The organism is Scytonema hofmannii PCC 7110 (genome assembly GCF_000346485.2).
Taxonomy (GTDB): Bacteria; Cyanobacteriota; Cyanobacteriia; order Cyanobacteriales; family Nostocaceae; genus Scytonema; species Scytonema hofmannii.
Map to the genome: position 1 here is coordinate 8744208 of NZ_KQ976354.1, position 12605 is coordinate 8756812.

Annotated in this window: 11 protein-coding genes; 5 read left to right on the forward strand and 6 right to left on the reverse strand. The window is 42.7% G+C overall.

The genetic code is table 11. The features are described 5' to 3' along the window. Positions 1 to 9: 9 nt before the first annotated feature. Positions 10 to 1329, reverse strand: a complete 1320-nt coding sequence (gene rimO / locus WA1_RS37010) for a 30S ribosomal protein S12 methylthiotransferase RimO (RefSeq protein WP_017746801.1) — start codon at positions 1327 to 1329, stop codon at positions 10 to 12. 828 nt (positions 1330 to 2157) lie between these two features. Between rimO and btpA the strand changes: the two genes are divergently transcribed. Then, positions 2158 to 3000: a photosystem I biogenesis protein BtpA gene (btpA, locus tag WA1_RS37015; RefSeq protein WP_026135040.1), complete on the forward strand. Its 843-nt coding sequence runs from the start codon at positions 2158 to 2160 to the stop codon at positions 2998 to 3000. A 75-nt stretch (positions 3001 to 3075) separates the two neighbouring features. Then, a complete protein-coding gene (locus tag WA1_RS37020; RefSeq protein ID WP_017746803.1) occupies positions 3076 to 4047 on the forward strand; it encodes a vitamin K epoxide reductase family protein in 972 nt (323 codons plus the stop codon). Between the two features lie 186 nt (positions 4048 to 4233). Here the strand turns inward: WA1_RS37020 and WA1_RS37025 are convergent, their stop codons facing one another. Continuing rightward, positions 4234 to 5076: an RNA-guided endonuclease InsQ/TnpB family protein gene (locus WA1_RS37025; RefSeq protein ID WP_272819313.1), complete on the reverse strand. Its 843-nt coding sequence runs from the start codon at positions 5074 to 5076 to the stop codon at positions 4234 to 4236. After that, positions 5051 to 5431, reverse strand: a complete 381-nt coding sequence (locus WA1_RS60660; protein ID WP_272819314.1) for a transposase — start codon at positions 5429 to 5431, stop codon at positions 5051 to 5053. Before WA1_RS60660 ends, WA1_RS37025 begins: the two co-directional genes overlap by 26 nt. A 215-nt stretch (positions 5432 to 5646) precedes the next feature. Between WA1_RS60660 and WA1_RS37030 the strand changes: the two genes are divergently transcribed. Together WA1_RS37030 and WA1_RS37035 are read left to right on the forward strand one after the other, a co-directional pair. After that, positions 5647 to 7854: a CHASE2 domain-containing protein gene (locus tag WA1_RS37030; protein ID WP_017746804.1), complete on the forward strand. Its 2208-nt coding sequence runs from the start codon at positions 5647 to 5649 to the stop codon at positions 7852 to 7854. 424 nt (positions 7855 to 8278) lie between these two features. Then, positions 8279 to 8542, forward strand: coding sequence for a hypothetical protein (locus WA1_RS37035; RefSeq protein ID WP_017746805.1), 264 nt, complete (start codon positions 8279 to 8281; stop codon positions 8540 to 8542). Here the strand turns inward: WA1_RS37035 and nadB are convergent. The 3 genes from nadB to WA1_RS37050 form a co-directional block, all read right to left on the reverse strand. Further along, on the reverse strand, positions 8535 to 10208 hold the full coding sequence (nadB, locus tag WA1_RS37040) for an L-aspartate oxidase (RefSeq protein WP_017746806.1): 1674 nt from the start codon (positions 10206 to 10208) through the stop codon (positions 8535 to 8537). The two genes, WA1_RS37035 and nadB, sit on opposite strands and share 8 nt — an antisense overlap. Positions 10209 to 10435: 227 nt before the next feature. Further along, positions 10436 to 10876 (reverse strand): photosystem II complex extrinsic protein PsbU, encoded by a 441-nt coding sequence (psbU, locus tag WA1_RS37045; protein ID WP_026135041.1) that lies wholly within the window; start codon positions 10874 to 10876, stop codon positions 10436 to 10438. 317 nt (positions 10877 to 11193) lie between these two features. Then, the gene (locus WA1_RS37050; RefSeq protein ID WP_419183630.1) at positions 11194 to 11853 is read right to left on the reverse strand and encodes a DUF3120 domain-containing protein; all 660 of its coding nucleotides are present in this window, start codon (positions 11851 to 11853) and stop codon (positions 11194 to 11196) included. A 250-nt stretch (positions 11854 to 12103) separates the two neighbouring features. Between WA1_RS37050 and WA1_RS37055 the strand changes: the two genes are divergently transcribed. After that, positions 12104 to 12583: a CRR6 family NdhI maturation factor gene (locus WA1_RS37055; protein WP_017746809.1), complete on the forward strand. Its 480-nt coding sequence runs from the start codon at positions 12104 to 12106 to the stop codon at positions 12581 to 12583. Positions 12584 to 12605: the final 22 nt, after the last annotated feature.

Genomic DNA, 12605 nt, shown 5'->3' on the forward strand with positions numbered 1-12605 from the left:
GACTAACAACTAACTATTGGCAATTTGACCGTAAAGGTCATAAGCATCAGCGTTTTGGATAGTCACTGGTACGATCGCTCCTAACCGGGCATTTCCTTTAACAAACACCTGCCCATCTACTTCCGGCGCAAATCTACCAGAACGACCCGCTAATTCTCCTGTTTCAGGATGTTCTTGCTCAATCAGAACGTCCACAACTTTGCCAATTTCTTGCTGATTTTTCTTGAGAGAAATTGGCTGTTGAAGTTCCATCACCGCGTTTCGCCGCTCATCCATGATTTCTTGAGAGATCTGATTTGGTAAGTTGTAGGCGGGTGTTCCTTCTTCTGGCGAAAAAGTAAAGACACCTACATGATCGAATTCATGGCGTTTAACGAATTGCAACAGATGCTCAAAATGCTCATCACTTTCACCTGGAAACCCAACGATAAACGTTGTTCGCAGCACAGCTTCCGGTAGTTCATCCTTGATACGTTCAATAATCGCATCATTTACTCTTCCTTGCCAAGGACGATTCATGGCACGAAGAATTTCTGGATGGGAGTGTTGTAAAGGTAAATCCAGGTAGGGTAAGACATTATTGTTTTGTTTAATTACCGCTATCACATCGGGAGTGAGACCAGTGGGATAAGCATAGTGCATGCGTATCCACGGAACATCAACCTTCCCCAAAGCACGAAGCAGTTCAGCTAACTTCGGCTTGCCATAAATATCTGTACCGTAATTGGTGGTAATTTGGGAAATCAGAATGATTTCCTTTACCCCTTGACTAGCTAATTGCTGAGCCTCGGTAACGACTGATTCTATCGAACGAGAACGTTGGTTTCCGCGCAGATGAGGAATAATGCAAAACGCGCAGCGATAATCACACCCTTCCGCAACCCGTAGATAAGCTACGCCCTCCGTTGTGGTACGGTAACGGGGTGTTGTTTCATCAGCAATGTAGGTCGGTTGTTCGCTAACGAACTTAACCCGATGACCTTGTTCTACTTTCTGAATCACATCGACTATCTTATGATAATCTCCCGTTCCCACCACTGCTACGGCTTCTGGCAACTCTTCCAATAACTGTTCTTGGAAGTGCTGCGCCATACAGCCTGTGATAACGATTTTTTTCTCTGCTTCTGCCAATTCTACTAGAGTTCTGACAGATTCTTCTCGTGCTGCTTCAATAAAACTACACGTATTAACTATAACGTATTCTGCTAACTCTTCATTAGTATCTACGCTGTAACCTGCTTCTACAAGCAGCCCTAGCATATGCTCTGTATCAATTCTATTTTTCTCGCATCCTAGGTGAGAAATTGCTATTGTTGGCTTGTCACCCATATCATGAAAGAGCCTTGAGGTTTTCCTTCTATATCGTTAGTTTTCAATCAGACGCTAGCTTCTGACTAGCTAAAACTTGGTTTTCTATCCAGTCATGACACACAGCAACTCCTTTAGTCATACCTGCCTAACAGCAGCAGTGACCTTAAAATTTGGAGTTCATGCTATGATATCTTCAACAAACTGTTTTCCGGAGAAAAATAAACAGTCTTTAGAAAATTTTGACACTATCGCTCAATCTTTCTTAACAAATGCCCTCTAGTATTTTACATTACCGCAACGCGCCTATAGTTAGTTTACCTGTTGGGGAGCCGCCCTCTAGATGATATTGGTGAGAACGACAATTGAGTTGCTCGATCTCGCCGCCATCAAATGTGTGTGGCGTGTTTCGAGAAGTCGCTACCCAAGGAAAAACAGCGCGTAACTACGCCATTATAGCGGTAATGCGACCTCATGTGTTAAGGTTAAGCCTGCAATTTTGACAAGCAAACACTCTTCCCTACGGGAAGCTACCTCGCCTTTGATGAGTGGCAAACTCCTCTGTATACAGCTATTATCTTAACATATCTTAGAGAATGTTTAACGTTAAGTTCCATCTTACGGCAGAAGAAATATTATTTTTTTTTAAGGGAGTAGGGGTAACCAGTGACCAGTGACCAGTGACCAGTGACCAGTGAATGGGGAAAAGGGAATTTAGTGAATTCGTGAGTAGTTAATATTCAACGATTAATGGTCAGATAATAATAGCTAATGATTAGTTTCAATGACCAGTTAACACTCAACTGGTTACTGGTCACTGGTCACTGGTCACTGATTAAGGTTAAGAACGTGGACTTATATCAGCTATTTAAAACCCGAACACCGATTATTGGCGTAGTTCACCTACTACCATTACCTACTTCACCTCGTTGGGGAGGTAGCCTCAAAGCCGCGATCGATCGTGCTGAACAAGAAGCAACCGCTCTAGCAAGTGGAGGAGTTGACGGTATCATAGTGGAAAACTTTTTTGATGCCCCGTTTACCAAACATCAGGTCGATCCAGCTGTTGTGAGTGCCATGACTGTGGTAACGCAGCGAATACAAAGTTTGGTAACCGTACCTGTGGGCATTAATGTTTTGCGGAATGACGGCAGAAGTGCAATGGCGATCGCTACTTGTGTGAAAGCGCAGTTTATCCGCGTGAACGTACTGACAGGCGTAATGGCAACCGACCAAGGCATCATTGAGGGAGACGCTTACCAACTTCTACGTTATCGGCGAGAGTTGGGTAGCGATGTCAAAATTTTCGCCGATGTGCTAGTCAAACACGCCCGTCCGTTGAGTTCAGTGAATCTCACCACTGCTGTCGAGGATACTATTGAACGTGGTTTGGCAGATGCTGTTATTTTGTCCGGTTGGTCTACAGGTAGCCCGACCAACTTAGAAGATTTAGAATTAGCCAGTGCAGCTGCCAATGGAACGCCCGTATTCATAGGTAGTGGAGCTTCTTGGGAAAATATTGCTACACTGTTACAGGCAGCAGATGGTGTCATTGTTTCCAGTTCTCTCAAACGCCACGGTCGCCGCGAACAACCAATAGACCCAAATCGGGTGAGTCAGTTTGTGGAAGCCGCACGTAAAGGCTGGAACTCTAAAGGAGATTCTAAATCTATTTCCTCAGTCATTCGTTAGTGGTTAGTAGTTAGTGGTTAGTGGCTCTATTAACTACTAACCACTAACCACCAACCACTAACCATTAACATTGTTATGAATCGCCGCCGTTCTACTCCCTGGATTCACAGATGGTCGCGTGTACTGATAGGAGCGATCGCAATTCTTGGTGCAATAACAACAGCTTATTTAACTGTCGTAAAATTTACACAAGGAACTACTGCCTGTCCCACCAAAAGCTGTGACTTAGTCCTTTCAAGTGAGTATGCTACAGTTTTTGGTCTACCTCTAGCTTTGTTTGGTTTTATTGCTTATGCTGGTATGGCAACTTGTGCCTTAGCACCACTGGCGTTTGACCCAGTACAGAAGAAAGATATCCGCACCAAGCTAGAAAATACAACTTGGTTGCTATTATTAGCAGGTGCGATCGCAATGTCTGTTTTCAGTGGTTACTTAATGTACCTGCTGTTTTTCAAAATCCAAGCAACTTGTATTTACTGCCTCGGTTCAGCATTGTTTTCTGTCAGTATGTTAGTACTGACTATCATTGGTCGTAACTGGGAGGACATTGGGCAAATTTTCTTCACTGCCATTGTTGTTGGTATGGTGACTTTAATTGGAACCTTAGGTGTTTACTCTAATGCCAATAACCCTGTAGCCAACGCTAATTCAAATACTCCCATGTTATCACCAACAGGTCAACCCAAACCTGGTGTTGGTTGGGATGTCACCACGACTTCTGGTGAAGCAGAAATTCAGTTAGCACGTCACCTGACCAAAAGTGGAGCTAAGGAATACGTGGCTTGGTGGTGTCCCCACTGTCACGAACAGAAGCAACTCTTTGGTAAAGAGGCGTACAAGGAAATTAACGCCATAGAATGCGATCCCCAAGGCAAAAGCAATCCCAGTCCGGATTTGTGTAAAGCTGCTGGGATTCAAGGTTATCCTACTTGGCAAATCAATGGAAAGCTTTATCCCAACGTACAGTCATTAGAAAAATTAGCTCAAATTTCTGGATACCAAGGGCCTCGAAATTTTAAAAACTTTCCCCAGGCTTTTCAGAAGTAGCCAAAACGGTAAGTTATGGATTATGAATGATGAATTATGAAGTAAACCCCACAAATTTATCTAGAAGTTTGTAACAAGGATGTTTAGCCTTGGTTTTTCTGACTCAATTTGGGGCTTCTACCCATTTTCCAGAAAGAACGAACAATCGATTTATTCATAATTCATAATTTATAATTCATTAGTAAACTACCCACGCTGAACTTGCGTTACAGTGTGGGCTTTTAGTAGCCCTGAAGAATCTACATTGAGCGAGCAGCATAGACCATTCGAGCCTCTGGGCGGGTTTACAAAAACAGCCCCAATAGCAGCAATATTTTTGGCAGCATTCGCATCAGCATCCCCACTCCAAGAACAAGCGTCATTGGTGCATTTGAAGCGTTTGTCAGAACGCATTCCGATCTGCAAACAGCAGTGGCAAGTAAGGCTTGTATAAGCAGGAGGTACGGCAATTACCTCTACCCCTGCCTGAATACCTTTGTACTCCAAGAAAGAACGCAACTGATAAAAACTCCAAGAGTTGCTACGGCGTCTTTCGGTTTTATTTCTAGGTTGCTGATTTGTTCTTTCTCGAATACCAGTTAAGTCTTCAATCGCTACTGCTGCACTCGTTTCAGTTGCGTTCTGAATAATTTGCTTACTAATGTTGTGGTTCAGCCATTGTTGATAGCGTTTCTCTTTCCCCGACAACCGTTTCAAAATCTGTCTCGTCCTACGACGAGTAGACCTTGTGCCTTTCGAGGCTTTCTTTTGGAGAGATGCCCTGACTCTGGAAAACTTATCTCTCACCCGATTAATTTGTTGACCATCCCATTGATCGCCATTGCTAGTTACCGCAATATCACGGCGTCCAAAATCAACACCAATAACGTTATCAGATTGAATTGGCGTAGGAGGTTCGTCTTTAATTTGAATGTGGATGTAGTAGTTACCATCATGATGCTTACACAATTGAGCAGAAGTAGGTTTTTTGCCTTTTAGCTTGCCCCGTTGGTAGTTTCCTACATCAATTTTGATGTAGGAAACTACCATTTAGCAAAGTTAAGCTAACCGTCAAATCTTTCTCTCTAAAAGCAAAGATTCGGGCATCGTAATCAGCCGATGTCGGCTTGAATGCTTTAACAGGTTTCCCTTTCTGTTTAGCCGTCTTGCGATTAGCTCCGACTCTGGCACAAGCACGAACTGCTAAATTTGCACTCAACCCAAACAGAGAGCGAATCTCGTTGTATACCGTATTTTGAATAGTGGTTTTGTTAGTTATTTGTGGCTTAACGGCACGATTGGCGTAGTTACACGCATCAGCGAAAGCCTTAAGAACCAATTCAATTTCTTCCACCTGTTTAGGTGTAGGGTTGAGTTTGCAAACTATTGTCAGTACTTGTTCCATGAGTTCGACCTTCTCACATATGACTAACATTATAGACTATAATCTGTCGTGTTGTGTTTGGTGGATATTGTTAAAAACTCAACTGTCTCCACTCCCGCGTTAATTTCCGATTAACATAGGTCGGGAGACGTTTCGTTTTTAACCCGCAATTCCTCTCACCACGCTCACGGAGTCCCGTTACAGTGGGAGCCTCCTTGCGGAAGTAGGTGATAGTAATGAATAAGCAGGTTAGCAAGCATCTACTCAGGTCTTTGTTAGCGGTGCAACAAGGATTGTATAGGGTAATAGGCAAAGAATCACTGACGGCTATTAGCGTGACAATATGTATTTTATTGTTACGCTCCCTTGGATTCATGCAATCCTCAGAGTGGACTGCATTGGACTATTTTTTTCAGATGCGTCCGCAGGAATCACTAGAAGAACGCATTACTATTGTAGCAATTGATGAAGCTTCTTTACGACATACAGGTTCGTGGCCCATTCCAGATGGCGATATTGCCCAACTCATACAAAAAATACAACACCACCAACCTCGGGCTATTGGCTTGGATATCTACCGAGATCTTGGTGTAGAACCGGGTCATCCAGAATTAGTTGATACGTTGAAATCAGTACCAAATATAGTTGGTATTGAACTCTTGTCAAATAACAACAAAAATACCAGTGTTGCACCCTCACCATCACTCCGTCAGCTTGACCAAGTGGGTTTTAACAATATTGTGTACGATGCCGATGGCAAAGTGCGGCGAAATATTTTATACTGGCACGTTAATAATGAGCCACGCGAAAGCTTTTCCTTAAAACTTGCTTTTCTTTATTTAAAGCACGAAGGTATTACTCCCAAAAAAGCAGAAAACAACCCTAATTCTTTACAATTGGGCGATGCCATGCTTAACCGTTTTCAATCTAACGATGGTGGCTACGTAGGAGCAGATGATGGTGGCTATCAAATTATATCAAACTTTCCCAAAGCCGGATGCAGCAATTCTAAAGAAGATGATTGTCATTTCCGTACAGTGTCAATGCGTGATGTCTTAACCAAGAGCGTGTCAGAAAGCTTGTTTAAAGACCGCATTGTACTGATTGGTTCAACAGCACCCAGTGTCCAAGATTTTGCTTTAATCCCCTACTCTAGCCGTTTGATAGGTACGGCAAAGCCTGTAGCAGGTGTTGAACTACAAGCTTATTTTATCAGCGAGTTAATTTCGGCAGCACGCGATCGCAGACCTTTACTCAAAGTTTGGTCTGACTGTGTAGAATATGCGTGGATTTTTGCTTGCGCTTATATTGGCGTCATCATTAAATGGCGAATGCGAGGTACAAGCGTTAGATTCTTAAGTATTTTATTTTCGGGACTCGCACTTACAAGCACTGCTTATTGGGCTTTGCTATTTGGTTGGTGGATACCAATAGTACCTGGGTTGTTCGCTTTAAGTGGTTCAGCGATCGCCATCACTTACCAGATGGCATATCGTCAAGAAGAGTTAAAACGTTCTAAAGAATTTTTGCATCAAGTCATCAACACAATACCAGATCCAATTTTCGTCAAAAATGAAAAACATCAGTGGATTGTTCTAAACGAGGCGTACTGCGAATTGATTGGTCATCCCAAAGATGCATTATTAGAAAAGTCTGACTATGACTTTTTCCCCAAACATGAAGCCAATGTTTTTCGAGCCTCGGATGAGTTAATCTTTCACAACCAGCAACCTCAAGAAAACGAAGAAGAATTTACAGATGCTAGTGGAAATACCCACCTAATTTCAACTAAACGTTCTCTTCACAAAGATGCAGCTGGCAATTTCTTTTTGGTGGGAGTGATTCGAGACATTACTAAACGCAAACTGATAGAAGAAGAACTGCGACGTTCTGCGACAGAATTATTACGTATCAACCAAGAGTTAAAAGTTAAAGAAGACCATTTGCGCTACATAGCATATCATGACCCTCTCACCGGTCTACCAAATCGCAAGTTTTTTCTCGAACAGCTTCAGGAGTCCTTGGAATGGGCGCAAGACAACAATTTATTAGTGGGGCTACTTTTTATCGATCTAGATGGTTTTAAGCAAATCAACGATACTTTAGGGCATGAAATAGGCGATCGTCTTTTAGTTACCATAGCCCAACGGTTAAATAACTCCCTACGCAGTAGCGATACTGTTGCTCGTTTGGGAGGGGATGAATTCACCGTCATTGTACGAGCAATTCCAAAAGTCCAAGCTGCAGCCAGAGTAGCCGACAAGATTTTAGCAACTCTTGCCGAGCCAATTGTTTTGGAAGGTAATATTACCAAAATTTCTGCCAGTATAGGCATCAGTATATATCCAATCGACAGCCACGACAGTGAAACACTGATTAGACAAGCAGACACTGCCATGTATCGTGCCAAGCTCCTCGGCAAAAACCGCTACGAATTTCTTTGAAAATAAGGCGTATGGAAGAAAAATTTTCATAACGAGTGTTGTAGGCAATTATCTCCGATCGCCCGTGTAGGTCTATTTTTAAGTTAAAACTCACCCTTTGGGAGGATGTAAATAACTGTATATCAGTACTAAAAATTAATTGAGAAACATAAAAAAGATAAATACTTCATTATTGATCTGCTATTTATAAGCATCTGTCCAAAAACCTTGTTTCTCTCTGCCAGAAAGCTTGATATAGCAATCGTATTTGATTTATGATTCTTATATTTCGTTGGCTCAACTCAAAGAAACCGGGTTTTTGGTATTAGTAGATCGGCGCTCTAAGTAAAAAGAATAAATTTTCATAAAACATAAACTTTGAGTCTAATTGGCAGTATCAATTAAGGCTCAATAGACCATTAAAAAAAGGGATCTACTGAGACTTATGGGAACTCGCTTAAAACTCGTAAGCATGATTATGCTTCTTATTGGAGCACATTTGGTAATTCCTAAAATTGTCGAAACGGTAGCAGCATTTAGCACATTTACGACAAAAGGTTCTGAAACAGCAGTCAGAGATACCTTTATTGAGGACCCCTTGGAACCTTATGTTTCAGAAAACGTAGCGTACAAAGCTATATCAAACAACAGTTACGAACCACCAAACTATGGAAGTCCGGACAGTCAGCACGGTAGCGGAACTAGATAGAAGATTTCCACCATTTAGTATGTTGTACAAGCGTGTGTACCTGCCAATTTGGATCTGAGTGAGGATAATCGCGACGGTAATGTCCTCCCCGACTTTCAGTTCTGAAGGCAGCACTTTTAAGAATTAGATAAGCAACATCAAGCAGATTGTCTGTTTCTGCCCACAATCGTATTTGCCGTTCAACATTCGGTAAATTTAAGGTAGCCGATTGTGTCGGCTGTAAAGATTTTAAGAATTGAGTGATTGGCAACGTAGCAATTTCCCGTTGCCAAGATTCAACAGTCGCGATCGCAGCTTCCATCCCAGACTGTTCCCGACATATACCAGCATTTTCCCACACCAAACGCGGTATTTTTTGCCGCAGTTCTTCTAAATATTCTTGCTGATAAGCCCACTCGCTTTCAGAAAGGATAAAGGATAAAGGATGAAGGAAAAAATGAGATTCTTTAAGTTCATCCTTTATCTTTCTCACTTCATCCTTCAAATGGGCCATTTCTGCTCCAAACACTATACACTCCAACAGGGAATTACTAGCAAGACGATTTGCTCCATGTACTCCAGTACTTGCAGTTTCTCCCACAGCATACAAACCGGGAATGTTTGTCCGGTTCATGAGATCTGTGACAATACCACCCATCCAATAATGAGCGGCGGGAGCAACTGGTATTGGTTCTGAGAAAACGTCAATGCCCCAATGTTTACAAACTTTGATGATATTAGGGAAACGATAGCGAATCTTTTCAGCAGGAATCGGGCGCATATCCAACCACACACTAGCTGTTGCCAAATCGGCTGAAGTGCGTTGCAAGTGAGTGAAAATTGCACGACTGACAACATCTCTGGGAGCAAGTTCACCAGATGGGTGATAGTCAAATGCAAAACGCCGTCCTTCGCGATCGATTAGATGTGCGCCTTCACCACGTACAGCTTCGCTAATGAGAAAGCGTCCGGGTTTTGTAAGGGCTGTCGGATGAAACTGGACAAACTCTAAATCTCGAAGAATAGCCCCAACCCGCCATCCCATCGCCACGCCATCTCCCGTGCTCACAGCCGGGTTTGTGGTTTGAGCAAAAACTTGACCACCACCACCTGTGGCTAAAACCACAGCAGGTGCTTTCACCCATGTGACTGCACCTTGATAAAAAAGACTAATTCCCTGACACCGATTTGTCTCAGGTTCCAGCCACAGATTCAAAGCCAAAGCTTGTTGAATAACCTGAATATTTTGGCGTTGCAGAACTTGGTTTGTCAGAGTTGTGATAACTTCCCTACCAGTTGTGTCTGCAGAATGAAGAACGCGATTGCGGGAATGGGCAGCTTCCAAAGTTAATGCGAGTTCGTTGCCATGACGATCGAAAGCAACACCTAATTTGATGAGAGATTCAATACAGCTAGGGGCTTTGTTAGCGAGAAATTCTACAGCTTCTACATCGCACAAACCCACACCTGCCCGTATGGTATCTTCAACGTGAAAAGAAGGAGAATCTTGGGGTGCGATCGCAGCAGCAATACCTCCTTGCGCCCAATCACTGGCAGACAGAGAAAGTGTTTCTTTAGTAATCAAACCTATTTTCAAATCGGCAGGTATACAAAGTGCTGTATACAATCCAGCAGCACCAGCACCGACTACTATGACATCAAATTCGCTTTTTAAGTTGGTCGTCACAAATAAAGTTAACTAATAAGGATCGTCACTGGTCACTGGTCACTGGTCACTGGTCACTGGTCACTGATCCGGGAGGAATTAGGGTACGGGGAGTTGAGATAGAGGGAAAAGAAAGGCTGATGAACATTAGTTTGCCACATACTAAAATTCTGACCCTACTTCCTAATCTCCATTCCCCATTGCCCCCGATCCCCAGAAAAGGCACCGAGTTCCCCAATCCCTATTTTTTATCTATAGATACCGTTGTTAAAGCGGTCATCTCCCTCTGTGTATGCAGCCTCAGCGTCAGTCACAGTGAAGTTATCCAAGTTAGCCTGCAGGATTTGTTTTTGGCGATCGCTCAATCCGTCAATGCTCAAAATATCCTCTACCTTTTGATAAGGAGCATTTTTGATAATTTTCCTTGCAAGGGTAGGATATAATCCCGGATACTTTTGGAAAGCTCGCACGTTGGTATTGTTCAGATCGATTTTTTTTCCATACACGTCTGCCAGCTTTGCGTCTGCGCGATTGCGTAAACCTTGAGTTCCCTCAACTGCCAAAACTGGCGCGGAATGAAAAGCAAGACTGTTAAAACTAGCGGCTTGGGCTACTTGTGGCATTCCCAACCATCCCCAACATCCTAGTAACAAGCTAAAAACAGTTAATAAACGCACCAATCCTTTCACGATTTTTTTACCTCTTTCCATCCAATTACATCAAAGCTTTAAGCTATTAGCAATCTATTGGTTATTTGTCAAGAGCTATTTACCTCAGATGAGAGAGCAAAGGACTAAGGACAAAAACCGATAGCCAATGGCTTAATCAACACAGCACTATCAGAAACTAATATACAGCTCATTAACATCCACAATACTTGCGGTTACTAGCTTTGACTGTAGTTTTCCCAAAAATTCCTTATTTTAGGCAAAGTTGTCACTGGTCACTGGTCACTGGTCACTGGTCACTGGTCACTGGTCACTGGTCACTGGTCACTGGTCACTGGTCATGCAAGAACAGCCGCAACCAAAAACAAGCAATCTACCAAGATAGTACTTAACACGGCTCCACTAAAAGCATACCAATGCCTCTGCCGTTGAGGTAAAGGTAAAATACCAACTGTCAGTAGCACTAAGGCAAGAGAGATCGCCCATACTTGTCCCCAAGGAGTTTTTACCTGGGCTAGAGCACTTTGCAAAATTGGCGACACATCCGCAGGTTCTACCTGCATAATTTGCCGCCAAAAAGGTATTAAGTCTACTAAATAAAAGTATATATCTGTTAAGACCGTACCGAATAGAGAGCCTAAGTAAAAAAAATTCCCTATTTTCCCCCAATTCCGGCTCAGACACCATAGGGCGAAAGGTAAACCAATAGACTCTACAGGCAAATGCCAAAGGGGTTCCCAACGCAGCCAACCCCAGTAGATTGAGCCTGCTAGCCAACTCCAACTAAACCCTAACAACAGATCGCCCCATATATATGTTGAGGGACGTGACATTAATTTAAGACTCAGCCAAACCCAACCGCCTGTTAAAGCTAAGCTCAGCCCAGGTAGCATTCGCACCAATGGGGCTTCGATAAAAACTGGCACAGACACTAAGAATACGGCTGCCACAAAGACTAAGGGTGCTGGTTGAGCAACAACTTTCCACAACAACGGAATATCAGCAGTTGTATTTTGCTGGACGGCTTGAACTGAAGCAGTAGAAACAGAGTAGGATGACAAAGTATTATTAATCAATGTTTTTAATAATTGTTACTTATCTTTATCTTACTTAAGATACCACAACATTTATCCCCCCGGGGGGCATTCAAATTATAACTTATTAAGAAGGATGAAGTGTAAAGTATAAAGGTTGAAGCAAACTTAACCAATTACTGGTCACTCGTCACTGGTCACTGGTCACTGAATTATGACAATCACTATTGCACTCCATACCGAGCACATCAATTCCTTAAATCTCTCCTCCGCCATATCAGTTATTGAGAAACTAGTGCAAGAGGGAGCGATCGCATCTCAACAACAGCAGTTGTGCTTTGATATTAACTATCCACTAGAACAAGGCGATCCAAGAGAACTGTCTGAAGTTCCAGAAATTCGTTTGTGGTTTATCCGATTGGATACTCGCTATCCTTGGTTACCTTTTTTACTAGACTGGAAAGCCGGAGAATTAGTGCGTTATACTGCCATGCTCGTACCGCATCAATTTAGTAGGAGAGAAGGTATTCAATATAATCCTGAAGCATTAGAAATTTTTCTCATGCACAAACTGTTTTTTCTAACTGATTGGCTGAAACAACAAGGTATTCCCAGTAAAGCTCGTTTACAGTCTATGGCTCAACTCCTAGGTTATGAGCTAGACGATACTTTATTTGAATTGGTTAGTGGTTAATCAGTGAGCAGTGACCAGTAAC

Coding starts and splice junctions, on each gene's coding strand:
- rimO (WP_017746801.1), bottom strand. CDS start 1,329: ATGGGTGACAAGCCAACAATAGCAATTTCTCACCTAGGATGCGAGAAA.
- WA1_RS37020 (WP_017746803.1), top strand. CDS start 3,076: ATGAATCGCCGCCGTTCTACTCCCTGGATTCACAGATGGTCGCGTGTA.
- WA1_RS37025 (WP_272819313.1), bottom strand. CDS start 5,076: ATGGTAGTTTCCTACATCAAAATTGATGTAGGAAACTACCAACGGGGC.
- WA1_RS60660 (WP_272819314.1), bottom strand. CDS start 5,431: ATGGAACAAGTACTGACAATAGTTTGCAAACTCAACCCTACACCTAAA.
- WA1_RS37030 (WP_017746804.1), top strand. CDS start 5,647: ATGAATAAGCAGGTTAGCAAGCATCTACTCAGGTCTTTGTTAGCGGTG.
- WA1_RS37035 (WP_017746805.1), top strand. CDS start 8,279: ATGGGAACTCGCTTAAAACTCGTAAGCATGATTATGCTTCTTATTGGA.
- WA1_RS37055 (WP_017746809.1), top strand. CDS start 12,104: ATGACAATCACTATTGCACTCCATACCGAGCACATCAATTCCTTAAAT.